Origin of the sequence: Pedobacter hiemivivus (assembly GCF_005144565.1) — a bacterium.
GTDB classification, from domain to species: domain Bacteria; phylum Bacteroidota; class Bacteroidia; order Sphingobacteriales; family Sphingobacteriaceae; genus Pedobacter; species Pedobacter hiemivivus.
In genome coordinates this window covers 19,059-35,362 of the sequence record NZ_SWDX01000009.1, presented here as the reverse complement: position 1 = coordinate 35,362, position 16,304 = coordinate 19,059, and the positions used below count along the sequence as shown (strand labels likewise).

Annotated in this window: 15 protein-coding genes; 4 read left to right on the top strand and 11 right to left on the bottom strand. The window is 38.7% G+C overall.

What is annotated here, in order from left to right; genetic code table 11:
- Positions 1-64 precede the first annotated feature (64 nt).
- Entirely contained in the window at positions 65-616 is a 552-nt protein-coding gene (locus tag FBD94_RS19985) for a DUF417 family protein (protein ID WP_235884574.1), read from the top strand.
- Positions 617-630: 14 nt separating this feature from the next.
- Here FBD94_RS19985 and FBD94_RS19980 read toward each other — a convergent pair whose 3' ends face one another.
- From FBD94_RS19980 to FBD94_RS19960, 5 genes are all read right to left on the bottom strand, one after another.
- Complete coding sequence (locus tag FBD94_RS19980) at positions 631-1,452, bottom strand: endonuclease/exonuclease/phosphatase family protein (protein ID WP_136881508.1); 822 nt, start codon at positions 1,450-1,452, stop codon at positions 631-633.
- 36 nt (positions 1,453-1,488) lie between these two features.
- Positions 1,489-3,057, bottom strand: coding sequence for an ABC1 kinase family protein (locus tag FBD94_RS19975; RefSeq protein WP_136881507.1), 1,569 nt, complete (start codon positions 3,055-3,057; stop codon positions 1,489-1,491).
- A gap of 66 nt (positions 3,058-3,123) precedes the next feature.
- Positions 3,124-3,612 (bottom strand): hypothetical protein, encoded by a 489-nt coding sequence (locus FBD94_RS19970; protein ID WP_136881506.1) that lies wholly within the window; start codon positions 3,610-3,612, stop codon positions 3,124-3,126.
- Positions 3,613-3,697: 85 nt separating this feature from the next.
- Positions 3,698-5,575, bottom strand: a complete 1,878-nt coding sequence (locus tag FBD94_RS19965) for a gamma-glutamyltransferase family protein (RefSeq protein WP_136881505.1) — start codon at positions 5,573-5,575, stop codon at positions 3,698-3,700.
- A gap of 62 nt (positions 5,576-5,637) precedes the next feature.
- Positions 5,638-5,862 carry a CDGSH iron-sulfur domain-containing protein gene (locus FBD94_RS19960; protein ID WP_131608431.1) on the bottom strand — a complete coding sequence of 75 codons (225 nt, stop codon included), beginning with the start codon at positions 5,860-5,862 and terminating at the stop codon, positions 5,638-5,640.
- 242 nt (positions 5,863-6,104) lie between these two features.
- On the opposite strand from FBD94_RS19960, the gene FBD94_RS19955 reads away from it, so the two are divergent.
- A complete protein-coding gene (locus FBD94_RS19955) occupies positions 6,105-7,325 on the top strand; it encodes an MFS transporter (protein WP_136881504.1) in 1,221 nt (406 codons plus the stop codon).
- Between the two features lie 3 nt (positions 7,326-7,328).
- On the opposite strand, the gene FBD94_RS19950 is transcribed toward FBD94_RS19955, so the two are convergent.
- Entirely contained in the window at positions 7,329-7,889 is a 561-nt protein-coding gene (locus FBD94_RS19950) for a GNAT family N-acetyltransferase (RefSeq protein WP_131608433.1), read from the bottom strand.
- A 69-nt stretch (positions 7,890-7,958) separates the two neighbouring features.
- Between FBD94_RS19950 and FBD94_RS19945 the strand changes: the two genes are divergently transcribed.
- Positions 7,959-8,891 (top strand): NADP-dependent oxidoreductase, encoded by a 933-nt coding sequence (locus FBD94_RS19945; RefSeq protein ID WP_136881503.1) that lies wholly within the window; start codon positions 7,959-7,961, stop codon positions 8,889-8,891.
- Positions 8,892-8,951: 60 nt separating this feature from the next.
- Here FBD94_RS19945 and FBD94_RS19940 read toward each other — a convergent pair whose 3' ends face one another.
- From FBD94_RS19940 to FBD94_RS19930, 3 genes are read right to left on the bottom strand one after another with little or no spacing between them, the layout of a single operon-like run.
- Complete coding sequence (locus FBD94_RS19940) at positions 8,952-9,248, bottom strand: Dabb family protein (protein ID WP_136881502.1); 297 nt, start codon at positions 9,246-9,248, stop codon at positions 8,952-8,954.
- Entirely contained in the window at positions 9,245-9,652 is a 408-nt protein-coding gene (locus FBD94_RS19935) for a (deoxy)nucleoside triphosphate pyrophosphohydrolase (protein ID WP_136881501.1), read from the bottom strand. The genes FBD94_RS19940 and FBD94_RS19935 overlap by 4 nt, the downstream gene beginning before the upstream one ends.
- 5 nt (positions 9,653-9,657) lie before the next feature.
- On the bottom strand, positions 9,658-10,608 hold the full coding sequence (locus FBD94_RS19930) for an energy transducer TonB (RefSeq protein ID WP_169472364.1): 951 nt from the start codon (positions 10,606-10,608) through the stop codon (positions 9,658-9,660).
- A gap of 99 nt (positions 10,609-10,707) precedes the next feature.
- On the opposite strand from FBD94_RS19930, the gene FBD94_RS19925 reads away from it, so the two are divergent.
- A complete protein-coding gene (locus FBD94_RS19925) occupies positions 10,708-11,445 on the top strand; it encodes an AcvB/VirJ family lysyl-phosphatidylglycerol hydrolase (protein WP_136881499.1) in 738 nt (245 codons plus the stop codon).
- 19 nt (positions 11,446-11,464) lie between these two features.
- Here the strand turns inward: FBD94_RS19925 and FBD94_RS19920 are convergent, their stop codons facing one another.
- Positions 11,465-14,053, bottom strand: a complete 2,589-nt coding sequence (locus FBD94_RS19920) for a phosphatidylglycerol lysyltransferase domain-containing protein (protein WP_136881498.1) — start codon at positions 14,051-14,053, stop codon at positions 11,465-11,467.
- A 352-nt stretch (positions 14,054-14,405) separates the two neighbouring features.
- Entirely contained in the window at positions 14,406-16,265 is a 1,860-nt protein-coding gene (locus FBD94_RS19915) for a M1 family metallopeptidase (protein ID WP_136881497.1), read from the bottom strand.
- Positions 16,266-16,304 lie beyond the last annotated feature (39 nt).

Here is a 16,304-nt window from a genome sequence, read left to right as displayed (position 1 = left end):
ATATCTGTCCATTGTAAAAGCAACCTACAACCTTGAATTTTGTATCATAATAAATTTAATGGATATGTTGACTTTTTTAGCAAATGCGCAAGGCCAGTTCTTTAATCTGATGAGGATAGCCATTTTCATCGTAATGGCTTGGATTGGCGGCCTAAAAGCTTTTCAGTACGAAGCTGACGGCATTGTACCCTTTGTTGCAAATAGCCCAGTAATGAGCTTCTTTTACCATGAAAAAGCTCCAGACTATAAAAATTACAAAAACAAAGAAGGCGAAGTAGTTGAAAAAAATATTCAGTGGCACATAAAAAATGGCACATACGTATTTTCTTATGCATTGGGCACTGCAATCGTGATCATTGGTTTGTTAACCCTTTTAGGAATTTTCAACGCGAAATTGGGATTAACAGGAGCCTTACTGACCTTTGTGATGTCGCTGGTTACCCTTAGCTTCCTGATTACCACTAAAGAAACCTGGGTTCCTGATTTAGGTGGGCCTGATCACGGCTTCCCTTACTTATCAGCAGCTGGGCGTTTAGTAATTAAAGATGTGATTATGATGGCTGCTGGATTACTTTGTGCATCCGACAGTGCGGTTAGAATTCTTAAAAAGGTATAAACCGGAGTCCCTTCCTATTTAGCAATCACATCTAAAGAGAACTGCATATAAATCGGCACATGATCAGAGATTAACCGTGCTGTTCTGAGATCTTCAAAGTCTTGATAAAAATGGACTATCCCCGTCCTCAGTACATTTATGCCTGAGGCTTTGAAGTAGAAATTATCATACTCCGAAGCCAGACAATTACCATTCACACATTTCTGCTTCAATGAGGTCTTTTGTCCTTTAAAAGCAGAGGTATGCCCAGTTTTCCATAATGGATTAAACACACTGTGAGACTGAGGAAGATTAAAATCACCGCAAAAAATAAGGTTATCACCGGGATAAAGGTCCGGTAGGAACTTAAAATATTTGATCTCTGTTTCCGGTTGCTTTGATTTAGGAACCGCATGAAAATTAGCCACCGTAAACGTTTTACGTCCTACGGTAAACCTACAATAATAGGGCTCCCTATCAATCATCAATCCGTAGGTTTCTTCTAACCATGCCGTTCCATTTTTTTTTACTTTGCTGGTATTCCAGACAAAAGCATAACGCTCTTTTGAGCTACCTGTTGGACTTGATGTAGGGTTACTGATCACATAATCCCACTTACTGCCCATGCGGTTTAACTCATCTGCTAACCTGGCTACAGCCTGACTACCACCATAGCCTGCAACAACTTCCTGTATCGCGATTACATCGAATTTATTGACGACTTTAGCAATGTAAGCTAACTCATCATCATTTTTAGACTTACCAAAGTTTTGTATGTTCCAGGAACCAAGGGTTACATTTTGGGAATAGGCGGCAAAGCTTATGAATATAAGCAGTAGAATAATATACTTTTTCAAATCTGGATCGGAATAATAAAGGCGCAAATATAGTAGTTATTTTATATGATTTGCCAAAATCAAAATAGCCACGCTGATCAGCAAAGCTGCTATTATAATTGCCAGGGCCAATTTATGCACACCCCGATTAAACTGCTTCATCAACTCGGGCATATCCTTTACTTCCTGAATCACCTTTAGTTCGCCACTGTTTAACTTCTGAAGTACCGCCTGCGCATCATCCGGCATGGTTTTTAATAACTCTGTAATGGTATTGATCAGCTTCATTCCGTTCTTTTTCAGATTTTCCGGACTAAGCTTCCGCATAGCAATCTGGAATATATAGGGCCTTAAGCTTTCAATAATATTCAAATCAGGAATAAGTGCTCTGCCAATTCCTTCAATTAACACAATTCCCCGAACTAGCAGGTACAAATGCGCTGGCATCAAAATCTCATTCTGGTTCAAAATAGCCGAAAATCTGCCCAGTATTTCTTTTACATCAATGTGTTGGAGAGATGCCCCTTCCAATAAATTAAAGAAATGCTGAATATCCTTCTCCAGCTTCTTTTCATCAGGAATATTATAACGCAAGGCCATTTTTTTCAGGGTAGCAATTAATCTTTTGCTATCCTGCGATATAAAATGAGAAATAAAGTCTTCGAGTAATTCCTTTTCTACCGGCATGATAGTCCCCATAGAACCAAAATCTATAAAGGCAATCTGTCCGGTTTTTAAAACCAACAGATTTCCAGGATGGGGGTCGGCATGAAAGAATCCATGTTCCAATACTTGTTTAAGATAAAGATCTAAGCCTCTGCGCGCAATAACTTCAGGATCGTGCCCCATCTTAAGCAAAGCGTCCAGATCAGTAATCTTTACCCCATCTATAAATTCCATACATAAGATGGCATCGTTTGACAATTCGGGGTATACACTGGCCAGATAAATAGATCTATTTCCTTTAAAATCTCTCGAAAAACGTTCAATATTAGCCAGTTCATTTAGAAAAGATAGTTCCTGAAAGATAGACTGTTCAAATGCCTCTAATACCTGAACCAGGTTGATTCTACGGAAAAGATCACTATAACTAGTCAAAAGACGTGCAACATCCTTCATGATGAGCATATCGGCAGTCACGACCTCCCTAATCCCCGATCGTCTGATCTTCAAAATCACATCCTGCCCGCCCTTAAGTTTGGCTTTATATACTTGCGAAATAGAAGCAGCAGCAAAAGGTACCGTGGTGATTTTTTCAAAGTACTGATCAGGTTCAATATTCAATTCATCCGCAATCAATTTCTCGACATCCATCAATTCCGGTTCCACCTTATCCTGTAGCTTTTTCAGCTCTACGATCATCTCTGCTGGCAATAAATCCTCCCTGCTGCTGAAGGCTTGCCCAAACTTTACATAGGTAGGTCCCAATTCTTCTAGCACCATCCTGATACGCTCATAGACCGTGAGGGCAGCTGGTATTGCATCCTCCACACCATTAATCACTTCATCAACAGGTAAATGACTGTTAAACTGACTTCTGATCAACAACTCTTTAAATCCGTACTTACTGAGTATCCTAACCAGGGAAACTGTCCGCTTGAGTTTGATCTTTTGGTTCTCCATCATATCTATTTAAACACCTTTTGACACGTTATGTTACAAGATATCGATAATATGATGAAATTCTAAAGCTTAGTATAGTTGCTTAAATGATTTCATAAAGACTTGATAATCTTGTTTAGAAACTACTAAAGCAGTCTGATAAAGATTAACTGGCTCATTTGATTCATCAAATGACTCGAAGATCAATTTCATTGCATCACTGCCTGCCCGAAAGTCTTCGTGAAAGGGAATTACCCTGAGTGTTTTATTTATTTTACGTGTCTTAAGCGAGAGCTTAAAAAAGCCGTAAAATTGCTGATAGCTAAGCGTATCCTTTTTTAAAGTGATCGATTCTGACCCGTAAATATGCCAAATTGAATATCTTATAAATAAGATTTCGAAAGCTAAAATGAAGAGTACAATAACGCCTACTCCACCGATAGTAAACAATATGATAACGGCTATCAGTAAGATATTTAATAAATACAAAGAGATTTTTAGGGCAAGAGATGGCTGTACCGTAATTGTAGCTGAGAGGCTATCTCCATCATTATTTACCTTAAATTTTCCTGGTTTCATATTTATTAAATTAACTGATTATTTTTTCGGTCAAAGCTAATAAATCCTTTTAGAATACCCGGCGCAGACAGCTACAATTGTTTTCTTACCATCCTATTCCGTAATCTTCACCATGATTACTTGATCCTCCCCACAAACTCCCATGTTTCCAGTCGAAATAAATTGCATTAATCGGGCCACTGGTCCGATCACCAAAGCTTAAGGTATAGCCCATTTTTTTTAATTCATTCCTAACAGCTTCACTGGTATTCGTGTTCAGTAAAATCTGACCGGGTTTAGGTTCCCTATCGGAAGTTTTAGTTCCGCCCAGCGACAACCACAATTGATTTGAATTAAAATTAGCAGCTTCGGCAGCCTGCTGAACATTCATACCAAACTCTGCCACGTTTAAGAAGAACTGCAAAAGATTCTGATCCTGCGTATCACCTCCCTGAACTGCTGAAGCCAAAAATGGTTTCCCATCCTTAAGTGCCATTGCCGGCGATAGCGTAACTCTTGGTCGCTTACCCGGTGCAACAACATTGAAAGGGTTTAATGTCGAATCCAGCACAAAACTTTGCATCCGCTGACTCATCCCAATTCCTGTATTCCCTGCAATACAAGCTGGCAACCAACCTCCGCTGGGAGTAATAGAAACTACCCAACCTTCTTTATCAGCTGCCTCCACTGAGGTAGTTCCCCGCCATAACCGATCCTCATAGGCTTCCTTAGGAGAATAATTACCCATATCATGCTTAGGTGCAAAATTGCGTTTTGAGGTATCCATCTCGAATCCCCGGTTTTTAAGGAGATTTTTATAAGGATTGAGCAATCCCTCAAATGGATAAGGATCACCTGGACCTATACCAGCATCATTCTTTACAAATTGAATTAACGAAGCCCGCTGTTTGGCATATGCCTTACTCAACAAGCCCTTTATTGGTTCAATCGGCTTAAAATAAGGATCTCCGTAATAAAAATCGCGGTCGGCAAATGCAAGGTTCATGGCCTGATAAACCGTATGAATGTATTTAGTGCTATTATACCCCATGCTTTTAAGGTCAAAATTCTCCAGTATATTCAAAGCTTGTAGCATAACAGGACCTTGCGTCCACTGCTGCATTTTGTACACATCAATACCTTTATAGTTCACCATGAGTGGTTGTTCTACTAATGGTTTCCATTTTGCCAAATCCTCCATGGTAATTAATCCGCCTTGCTCCTGACATCCCCTTACAAATTCGCGTGCAATGTCACCTTTATAAAAACGGTCATACGCGGCCATTAAAGCGCCTTTCCGATTTTTACCCTTTTTACGTGCCGCTTTTTCAGCATCCACCATTTTGTTCAAAGTAAGCAACAGATCCTTTTGCACAAAGATCTCCCCTGCTTCAGGTGCCTCTCTTTGCTCACCAGCACGCGTTAGAAAAACCTTTTTACTATAAGGCCATTGCTTAATCAATGATTTTTGACGTTCGATGTAATTGGCTGCCTGCGCTTCCATTGGATAACCAGCAGCCATTTGAATGGCCGGAGCAAGCACTTGCTCCAGGGTCATTGTACCATAATTAGCGAGCATATAGATGAGTCCGCCTGGAGTTCCCGGCGTTGTAGCCGCCAAAGGGCCGTATTCTGGAGGGAAATTATAACCTTTACTTTTAAAGAATTCTACGGTAGCACCCGTTGGCGCAAAGCCCATCGCATTAATGGCTATTACTTTTTTGGTATGGGGATTATAAATCAATACCTGAGTCTCTCCGCCCCAGCTCAGTGTATCCCACATGGTACAGGTAGCTGCCAACATTGCACAGGCGGCATCCACTGCATTTCCTCCTTTTTGGAAAATCATGGCACCCGCTGTTGCGGCTAATGGCTTGCCGGTAATGGCCATCCAATTACGTCCATGTAAAACAGGTTTTTGAGTTTGCTGAGCAGATATGGATATAGCGCAGGTAGCAAAAAGAAGCAACAACAGATATTTCATACCAACAGTTATTTATCCTAATAAAGCTAAGATAAATAACTGAAATTGATATTATGTACTAATTAAGCTTTCTTTGGAGGAAGATCAAATGCAATCGCTTCGTGTTCAAATTGTCCACTATGTGAACCATCGCAAAATGGCTTATTTTTAGAAAGACCACAACGACAGATACCCAAAGCAGTTCTTCCCTGTAATTCATAAACATTGCCGTTTCTATCAACGATTTCAAAATCGCCTTCGATCTTTACCGATCCGTTAGTATTAATTGTAAGTTTTGTTTTTGACATGTAATATTTTTTGCTGCAAAAATACAATAATGGCCAGAGCGTATGGGATCTCATTTTAATTTAGAACCGTTATCTATTGCCTATCACAAAGCATACGATCAGCTGTCTGTTTTTGTAAATAAGATAAAGGAATAAAATATGAAATTAGCAAGATGTAATTATTACACTAAGGTGTTAAAAAATATATACCATGGAATTTTGAAAGGCTAACTTTGATTCGTCAAAATAACATCGCACATACTTTGAACAACATAAAAACACTTAAAAAAGAGCACCAGGGAATTTCCACCTTGCTTGCATTCGCTCTACTCCCCTTATCTGGTTTTGCAACAGATATTTACATCCCATCATTACCTACCATGGCGACGACTATGGGAGTGAGTAGCTTGCAGGTACAGCTAACCTTAAGCTTATTTTTAATCAGCTATGGCGTTTCTCAACTCTTTATAGGTAGCGTATTGGATAGCTTTGGCAGATATAAATTAAGTCTTATTTCTCTCGTAATTTTTGCAGCAGCAAGTATTGTCATTGCCAATACGCATAACATTTACCTGATTTACCTGATGAGAATCATACACGGCTTTACTGTAGGTACAATTATCGTGGCCAAGCGTGCATATTTTGTCGACATGTTTACCGGCGATAAGCTGAAGCATTACTTAAGTCTTTTTTCCATTATATGGTCTACCGGTCCAATTGTAGCTCCTTTTTTAGGTGGCTACTTGCAAACTGCATTTGGTTGGGAATCTAATTTCTATTTCCTGGCTATACTTGCTATTGTATTGGCTATTCTGGAACTTATTTACAGTGGCGAAAGTCTGACGCATTTTTCTGAATTTTCACTAAAAAAGATCACTGGCATATATATAACCATGATAAAAACAGCCAGCTTCAGTCTTGGCATTGTCATGCTCGGCCTGGCCTACAGTATGGTGATGATTTATAACATGACCGGTCCGTTTATCATAGAACACCACTTAAATCTTACCCCGGTAGTTGCAGGTTATAGCTCTCTGATATTGGGTTTTGCGTGGATGGTTGGTGGTTTTATAGGCAAGGCAACTATAAACAAGCCTTTCTTTAGAAAGATGACGACAAACCTCTTGTTTCAAGGCGCATTTGTACTGACAATGATCGTTACCATTCAGTTTATTTCTAGTCTGTACAGCCTGGTGTTATTCGCCTTTTTAATCCATGTAACAGCAGGTTACATATTCAACAACTACTTTACCTTTTGTCTGGGCTTATTCCCTAAAAACGCAGGAATTGCCAGTGGTTTAACTGGCGGTATCACCTATGTAATCGTATCTTTTTTAAGCTATGGAATCATTTCAATCTTGCCCGCTAAAGATGAGCACCACCTGAGCGCAAGCTATTTAATCATTACCATTTTATCTGCAGTAATTATGTTTACGATCTTTAAAATAGCTAATAAAAAAACTGAGCTTTTGCATAACGACTAAGTATTACGGCCTGGTGATTTGCATATGAAAATAGCGACCACCAATAAAATCTCTTTCCTTTACAACCTTAAAGCCTAAGCTTGTATACAGTTTTTCGGCCTTAGGGTTTTCTTTACTTACCAGCAGGCCAATAGTGTGGTGATGATGGGCAACAGCGTAATCAACCATAGCCTTAATCAACTCTTTCCCAATCCCCTTGCCCTGCTTACCTGGAGCAACACTAATGCAGTCGATATAGTACTCACCAGCCTGCGTTTCTGCCTCCAGATCATGGTTAAAACCATAAGTTTTTTGAATATAATCTAAAAAAGGAGCCCTTAATATTTCAAGATCGGCACCATCATATGCATTGATCATTCCACATATCTCCCCTTCGTCCTCATATACCAAGGTGTTTTCGTAGCTATACTGATTACCTGGTAATGCAGCAAATCTTTCAAATAAAGGAACAGCTTCATTAGGATCGGTAGCACCTATAAACTTTGCAGCAAGATCATCCATTGCCTGAATAATTAGTTTAGCTAATTGTTTTGCATCAGCTGAAAGTGCTTCTCGAATTATCATAAACGAAGCTAATTAAAATGAATGAAACCATCATAAGCATTAATTGTTATCCCTCAAAAAACAATTGATATGAAAGCAGTTCAAATCTATAAATTCGGTGGCGTTAACGAATTAAAATATGAAGATGCCCCGAAGCCTGAGATTAAGTCTGACGAGGTGTTGATTAAAGTTTACGCAACAAGCATCAACCCTGTGGATTGGAAAGTAAGAGAAGGACATATGCCTGGTTCTGACAAAAGAACATTTCCAATCATACTAGGCTGGGACGTTTCCGGTATTATAGAAATGGCAGGCTCAAATGTTAATGGATTTAAGAAAGGAGATGCGGTATATGCACGCCCAAATGTATCAAGAAACGGTACCTACGCTGAATATGTAGCCGTCAATGCAGGAGAAATTGCGCTAAAACCAACATCAATTGATCATATTCATTCGGCAGCTGTTCCATTAGCAGGACTAACTGCCTGGCAGGGTTTGTTTGACCATGGGAAGCTTGAATCCGGACAAAAAGTGCTTATCCATGCTGCTGCAGGTGGTGTTGGCACTTATGCCGTACAATTGGCTAAATGGAAAGGCGCTTATGTAATTGGTACGGCATCTGAACAGAATCTTGATTTCTTAAAAAAACTTGGGGTCGACGAGGTGATAGATTATAAAAATGAAGCGTTTGAAAGCAAATTAAAAGATTTAGACTTGGTATTTGATCTTGTAGGGGGCGACACTCAAAAAAAATCTTTGGATGTACTAAAACCTGGTGGAATTTTAGTCAGCACTGTGGGGCTAAGAGACGAAGCTGCAATAAAGGAAAAAGGCATGATTGGGGCCCAATTTATGGCTCAATCCAGTCCTGGTGATTTAACTAGCTTAGCAAAGCTGATAGATGAGGGAAAACTTAAACCTATTATTGCAGAGGTATTAACGTTACCACAAGCAGCAGAAGCACAACAAAAAAGTGAAGCTGGCCATACTCGGGGTAAAATTGTTTTAAAAGTAGCGCAATAAAACAATTTAACTATATGGGGCTGTATCATTAATCGATTAATGATACAGCCTTTTTAAATACTAATGTGCGTCGTATATAATTACTTTTTCAAAAAGCACTCTAAATTGATCTAAAAATGCCTTATGTATTTCATGTACCTGATAAACATCATGTGCTGCGAGGTCCTCAAAAAACAAAACCAATGAAAAAGTATAAGTTGTATCAACAACAGCACGTTCAATTGGTGCAGGTGTGCCGATATGAAAGGTTTTAACCACTTCAATATTTTCAAGTGATTCTAAACCTTTACGGAAAGCTGTTTTTTGATCTTCAGATGTCTCGGCTTTTAGCCAGAATAGTACGTGATGAGCTATCATTTTCTTATTTTTTTGCTGCGAATATAATCACTTACAATTGGAATATCTGCTTCAGCCCAGTCTAAGCTTAATAATTCATCCATTGCTACCCAGTGATACATTGCATGCTCCCTTAAAACAATCTCCCCATCCGTTATCCGGCAGACAAAGGGAATCAGATTAATGGAGAAGTCGGGATAGCTATGTTGATTTCCTGGTATGCCAGATACAATTTCGATATCAACATCCAGCTCTTCCTTAATTTCCCTGATCAGGCTCTCCTCAGGACTTTCATCGGGCTCGACTTTCCCACCAGGAAACTCCATTTTTAATGGGAGGTTCATCTCTGCACTACGTTGGGCAACAAGCACTTTACCTAGCTCCCCTTCTATAATTGCACAAGTTACATCAATAAAAACAATCATTATTTTTAACTAACAGTAAATGAAATCGGTATATTAAAAAATACATTTACAGGAATCCCTCTTTCTACCCCGGGTTCCCATGGCGGAGAAACACTAATTACACGAATAGCTTCTCTTGTCAAACTAGGATGTGGACTTCTTAGCACTTTTATATCACTAATAGATCCATCCTTTAATACCTGGAACCTTAAAAACACCTTACCTTGTATGCGCTGAGTATAGCACTCTTGAGGATATTTAACATTCTTTGTCAAGTATTTATAGAATTCTTTCATACCGCCTTTAAACTCGGGTTGAATATGACTTTTTGTATATGGATACTGATTTCCAGAACGATCAGTACTTTCTCCCGAAAGCAATTTACCATCAACATACGTTTCGGTATAACTTATACCGCTCCTCTTTAAGCCACCCTTCCAAACCCCATCATAAAATCCATCCTTTATCGAGCCGCTTTCTATGATTTCTTTAAAATTATTATCATAAAGCCCACAAGCGCCATTGCCATTGACCACTAAATTCTTACCAGTCGAATCTTTAACAGTCTTGATATAAGTCTTTACCCCATCTTTAGCATTCACATAAGCAATTTCAGTATACAGATTCCCATTGGGGTAATAATTATATACCGTATCCACAAGCTTCCCCTTGCTGTAATTACCCAATAATTTCTTCTTACCATTTTTATAATAAGAAATATACTGCCCCTCATACACAGGTGGATCTATCTTACTCGAAAGTCCTTTACTTTTGGTGCTCCCATCCAGATAATGTTCATTTACAATATACAAAACCGATCCGGGATCAGGTTCTTGTACAATACGTAAATAATCAGCGCTATCGCGAATTTTCACATATTGACCGTTATTTTTTAAGAAGTATAGGTTTTGTTTTTGCGCATTTACGCCTAAACCAATTACCATGAAGGATAAAAATAGAGCGAATATTTTATTCATACATAAATTAATAACTACTGTAAGGTAATACATTTTTCATTTTGGGGAACAATATTTGTAAAGAAAAACTCAGTAAATCAGACAAAAACAGCAAACTCCATGTTAAGTAAACCGTTAAATATTCTATTTATAACAGGCTTAATCAGCTTATCAAGTTGTAGTTTATTAAAGCGAGACCGGGTTACGCGACACAGTGGAATACAACGCTCTGATTTCGATTTGCCCGTATTTGTATACCCTGCACCAGATAGCGTTAAAAACAACACCTTAGTATTAATCCTTTCAGGAGATGGCGGATGGGTGGATTTCGAAGATGCGATTTCGCTTAAATTTTCAGGTTCAGGATTTAACACCATCGGCTTCAATTCTCGCGATTATTTCTGGGAAGGTAAAACGCCAAGAAAAACAGCGGAAGACCTGGCGATGCTGCTCATGATTTATGTAAGACAATACAAACCAGAAAAGATCATTCTTTGTGGTTATTCTTTTGGTGCTGATGTGATACCATTTGTATACAATAGACTTCATCCGCGTCTAAAAAACAGAGTTGCAGCGCTTGGCATGCTTTCTCCATTTGCAACATCAGATTTTAAAGTACGTACTTCTGACCTACTCAACATTTCCAAAGACAATAAAAAGTACAATGTAAAAACAGAAGTAGACAAGGTTAAAATACCAATCTACTGCTTTTATGGAAAAGATGAAGATCCTAGAGCGCTGGAAGGAATCATAAAATCTAACTTTTACCTTAAATTGATCCCCGGAGATCACAGTTACGATCAAACCTCATATAACGAAATCATAGCTACTATAACGAGAGGAATAAACCCACGATGAAATTAAGGCAGCGCTTTTTTTACTTACCCTCAGAAACTCTTTTTAATGCCGAAGGAACCTGTAAAAGGTGGTAATTGTGACTGTAAATTAAATACTTCTTATTCCAGTTTGGATAGAACTTCTCTTTATACTTTCTTAGTCCTTTAAACTGACCGAACATTTTAAAATTCTCGTACGCATACTTAATTGTTTTCTGAGTAATGTTTACCTTATCCATGCCCGAAAGCGCCGCGAGTCCCATATTTACAGCAGTATATCCCTCCTCTTTCAAATAGATAAAAGTCTTTGCCAGCAGCATATCTAATACGCCATTAGGTGCATCGCATACCTTTCTAATCAAGTCATAAGTTGCCTCACCCGCTGCGTAATCCGGAATCAAGTTCAAAAAAGCATATACTTTTTCTTCCCCATCTTCAACGGTAATAATGGTCTGCGTTTTTAAAATACTAGTATCAAAAACACCCTGCGTAAAAGCGACCTCCTTTTGATTCAAGGCATCCAACCAATTGTCGGATACCCTTTCCAATTTCTGGAGTAAACCTTCCTTTATGGGTTCTTTATATACTTTCAGACAATATCCTTCTGCCGTCAACCTACTTATGGCACTTCTGGTCGTTTTCATCTTACCACCATCAAGCGTAAAAGTAGTCAAGTTCAATACAGCCTCCTCCCCAATAGGAATATGTTTATATCCCATGGCGGTATACATGCCTAATGATTGCTCTGGCACTCTATAATAAGCACTTATAAAGCCGTTTTGCCCACAAAAATCTTCAAATGAGACCATCACCGCTGTTCGCTCAACTTCAGTTTCAGCAACAGGATCTTCTAATACTATGGCAAAATGGCGGGTAAGCTTAAAGCTGATAAAAGCGGTTTTAGTCGCATTAAAAAACAAGAACTTATCGGGATATACCTTAAAATAGTCCAATGCAGATGCACCGTATTTATCTAATAACTTCCTGGCCAGATCAAAATCTTCCGTTGAATTATAGGGTTTAGAAAAGTAAGGTCTAAGTAGGCTAAAAACGACAAAAAGTATAACCGCTGCCCCAGCTATATAAATAGAATCCTGAAAGCGCTCTCCAAATCGGGTAAGTGGCGTCATGCCATGATCATCAATTAAAAAGAACAATTGTAACACAGCCTTCAAAGCCTGCATAAAATGAAAATCAATCCCAAAATGCTTTTTATCAATAAAATAAAAGCCCAGTACACCATACGCCAACACAGCGAGTATAGCATACATTAAAACCATGTAATCGATAGCAACCAACCGAGCATTTGGTCTAAGCCGATAAGACTTACGTGTATACAACAATGCGGAACCAGCTATAAATGCCAATACAGCTTCCTCGTAATCAGCAGCTTTAATTAGATGTCCAAAAAAAGAGAAAACCGTTAAAAATATTGCGGCATACCAGGCACGCTTAGAGCCCTGCAGCAAGAATATACTAATGATAACCAGAATCAATCCAAAAACCAGTACAAGTGTATTACTGGTTACAATCAGATCTTCCGGCAACAAATCCTTAACCATTCGCAATCGCGTAGGTATAGCAGGAGTAATAGCCGAAATGATATTTACAAGCCCCAAAACAAGGATGATACAGGCCGGTAAGATCCTTAGGATCACATTGTCCTTCTTCGTGATAAAGCTAAATATACCGGCAAGCAGTGGTAACCAAAATTCGAAGAACCTAAATAGCAACGTGATGGTTGCTGCAGCAAGAATAGGAAAACCAAACTGCTGTAATACGAAGGTAAGTGACACTTCTATTGCGCCTAAGCCCCTTAAAAACGGAGAAGCAATCAATAAGATCACCATCACAATGTAACCAATTATAGCGGCTGGCCAACTGGCATCAAGTCCCAGTGCCAGCATAGAAATGTAAAGGTGAACAATACCAATGACCTCGATACCTATCGAAACCAACAAAGTAATCCAAAATTGCCTTCGGTTGATCTTTTCATTAACCATATCGTCTAATACAGTAGATAGTGAAGGGCGTATCCTGGAAAGCCAACGGTAAGCCCTTCCTTTTATGGATACAGAATAGATCAGCAAAATAAATGCAGCAGTAAGTATCAAGAGGAATCCAAAACTCAGCAGTTCTGCTGTCCCGATTTTAGTAAATAGTAAAGCGATGGCCAATACAGGAATAGCCACAACAACTACAGAAAGAATGCTACAAAAGCCAAATAAGGTGGATGCCAGGTGTATTTGTGACTTGGTTACCCCTTTTTTTTCAATCTCTTTGGTAAAAAACACCAGTGAAGAAAATCCACCAGCTGGTAAAAAAATACTAACCAAATTCCGCTTCAGAAACAATTGAGTAGCCAGCGCTAATAACAGGGGTTTATTTAAAGCCTTAAAACTGTGCACATACATTAACCCTTGTGCAGCAATGTACACCAGGGTTAAAATTATGCCTAAAAATATGTATAATGGATGGCTCCTACTCAGCTGATCCTTAATTTTGATTATTTCAATGTGTTCCTGTCGGATAAAGAATACAGCCATAGCAATCATAAAAATCGCTACAAACAGTTGCCAAAAGAATTTATTATAAACAAGTTTAGATATATATAACTTGGCTTTATTCATATTGCAATTGTAAAAAAAGAATATCGATTTGGCACCTTTTTTCTAAGCATTTAATTTACCTGGATTATTAAAGCTACTCATACAACGACTAAACGTAAAAATAGTTTTTAGGGTTTAGGAAACGACAAAAGGCGTTAAACGAGAAACGGGAATAAGTCGGAGAGACTATTCCCGTTCATAAGGTCGATCCACCACAGATCAACCTAAACCAAACTAAACCGTTTCATGAAAAACAAATTCTGTGCCAATAATTAAAAACGGATAAAATTAGCTTTAATACTATTTTAAGGACACATATATGTAGCATATAACACCATTTTGTCCAGAAAAACTAACGGCCTATACAAATGTCCTATTTCAACAACTTATCAATCGCCTGGTAAGTCATAGGATGATAATTTGGCCTTGCCAATTTATAAATCTCTCTTGCGCTTTTTAATCCTTCAGGTGTAGCCATCATTTCTTTATATAATGGGATGATGTGCCACATCCTTCCATTTTCGAGTAAATAAGCTTTAATCCGGGCATCAGCAGTTGTGTAGTGATGGCGAAGGGCCAATTCATACCAAGTCAGTTGTATATCGGTATTGTTAGAAGCCGTAAAACCAAATTCAGCATCCAATGCAGCCATATCTTTTGCCGTCAGGTTAGCCGGTAATTGGCTAATAAAATAACGTCTTTCATTGCTAGACACGATTTCTTTACTTAAGCCTTTTACAGCAGCTGTTTTGCGCCAGTTAGCCACCAATCCATCAATAGCTTTAAAGCGTGCTGAACCAACAGCAGCCACATTAGCTGGAATACCTGGGCCGTACACCCATTTATTAATATCTATTTTATCTTCAAGTGCTTTATCGCCTTTTATCAGATTTTTATTCAAGTAGTCCAAAAACTGTTCAGTAGTTAAAGACTGGAAAGCATGACCATCAAAATATCCTCTTAAAAAAGCATCAAACTTTTCTCTTCCTACAGCCGCTTCAATCGTCTTTAAAAAGAAAAAACCCTTTTCGTATGCGATATCATTCGTGCCTTCATCAGGATTACGGCCAGTATAATCTGTTTTTAAATAAGTATCCTTACTGTCAGCGCCCATATCCTTTACAGCATTTTCCAAAGCTTGTTTTGCAAATACTTCTTGCATTTCGGCCTCGTTTTTACCGTATAGCTCTTCATCCATGCGGCGCTCAAAATAATTTGTAAAGCCTTCATTTAACCAGAAATCATTCCAGGTAGCATTGGTAACCAAATTACCACTCCAACTATGCGCCAACTCATGACATATAATACTCACCAGTGAACGATCACCCGCCAATATTGTTGGAGTTATAAAGGTTAGGTTAGGATTTTCCATTCCCCCAAAAGGAAAACTAGGAGGTAACACGACCAAATCATACCTACCCCATCTATAAGGTCCATAAAGTTTTTCTGCAGCATGAACCATTTTACCCATATCTGCAAACTCCCAGGCTGCCTTTTCCAATACAGAAGGTTCAGCATATACACCTGTGCGCTCATCTACAGCCTTAAAGGCTATATCACCCACAGCAAGTGCCAATAAATAAGACGGGATAGGATGCACCTGCTTAAACTGATATATACCAGTACTGTTTTTGGCTTGCGGATTTTCGGCACTCATTAAAGCCAACAAGTCTGCCGGTACTTTTACGGTAGCATTATAGGTAAATCTAATACCTGGACTATCCTGACAAGGCACCCAACTGCGTGCTGCGATACTTTCTGATTGCGTAAAAAGATATGGTCGTTTCTTACCGGCTGTTTGTTGTGGATTAAGCCATTGTAAAGCACTAGCATCCTTACCAGTTGTATAGTAAATATTGATCAACTTAGTTTCAGGAGCGATAGCTACTTTTAAGGCCTTGCCCAAATATGCTGTCTCAGAACCAAATGTAAAGGTCGTTTCCTTCTCGTCAGCACCAAGTGTAATTTTTTCGATGTTCAGCTTACTGTCATCAAATATAATTTCCTTAGCCTTAGCCTTGTTGTCTATTGTCCAGATTGCCTTTCCAGTAATTTGTTGTTGCTCAAAATTAACCTTTAAATCAAGATCAAGATGGGTTACATAAGCTATTGACGGCTTAGAAAAGGAATGTGGATCATCAACCATAACCTGGTTTTCAGTAGTAGTTTTTTTAGTATTCTGCTGACATGATAAAATCATCAGAATGGGAATCATTAAAGTTAGTCGTTTCATGAAATAAGATTTGCCAGCGCAATCTATAAAATATTTTAT

Bases quoted from the DNA above. Each gene is read 5' to 3' on its own strand.
- FBD94_RS19985 (WP_235884574.1), top strand. From the start codon at position 65: ATGTTGACTTTTTTAGCAAATGCGCAAGGCCAGTTCTTTAATCTGATG.
- FBD94_RS19975 (WP_136881507.1), bottom strand. From the start codon at position 3,057: ATGATGGAGAACCAAAAGATCAAACTCAAGCGGACAGTTTCCCTGGTT.
- FBD94_RS19970 (WP_136881506.1), bottom strand. From the start codon at position 3,612: ATGAAACCAGGAAAATTTAAGGTAAATAATGATGGAGATAGCCTCTCA.
- FBD94_RS19965 (WP_136881505.1), bottom strand. From the start codon at position 5,575: ATGAAATATCTGTTGTTGCTTCTTTTTGCTACCTGCGCTATATCCATA.
- FBD94_RS19960 (WP_131608431.1), bottom strand. From the start codon at position 5,862: ATGTCAAAAACAAAACTTACAATTAATACTAACGGATCGGTAAAGATC.
- FBD94_RS19950 (WP_131608433.1), bottom strand. From the start codon at position 7,889: ATGATAATTCGAGAAGCACTTTCAGCTGATGCAAAACAATTAGCTAAA.
- FBD94_RS19945 (WP_136881503.1), top strand. From the start codon at position 7,959: ATGAAAGCAGTTCAAATCTATAAATTCGGTGGCGTTAACGAATTAAAA.
- FBD94_RS19940 (WP_136881502.1), bottom strand. From the start codon at position 9,248: ATGATAGCTCATCACGTACTATTCTGGCTAAAAGCCGAGACATCTGAA.
- FBD94_RS19935 (WP_136881501.1), bottom strand. From the start codon at position 9,652: ATGATTGTTTTTATTGATGTAACTTGTGCAATTATAGAAGGGGAGCTA.
- FBD94_RS19930 (WP_169472364.1), bottom strand. From the start codon at position 10,608: ATGAATAAAATATTCGCTCTATTTTTATCCTTCATGGTAATTGGTTTA.
- FBD94_RS19925 (WP_136881499.1), top strand. From the start codon at position 10,708: ATGTTAAGTAAACCGTTAAATATTCTATTTATAACAGGCTTAATCAGC.
- FBD94_RS19920 (WP_136881498.1), bottom strand. From the start codon at position 14,053: ATGAATAAAGCCAAGTTATATATATCTAAACTTGTTTATAATAAATTC.
- FBD94_RS19915 (WP_136881497.1), bottom strand. From the start codon at position 16,265: ATGAAACGACTAACTTTAATGATTCCCATTCTGATGATTTTATCATGT.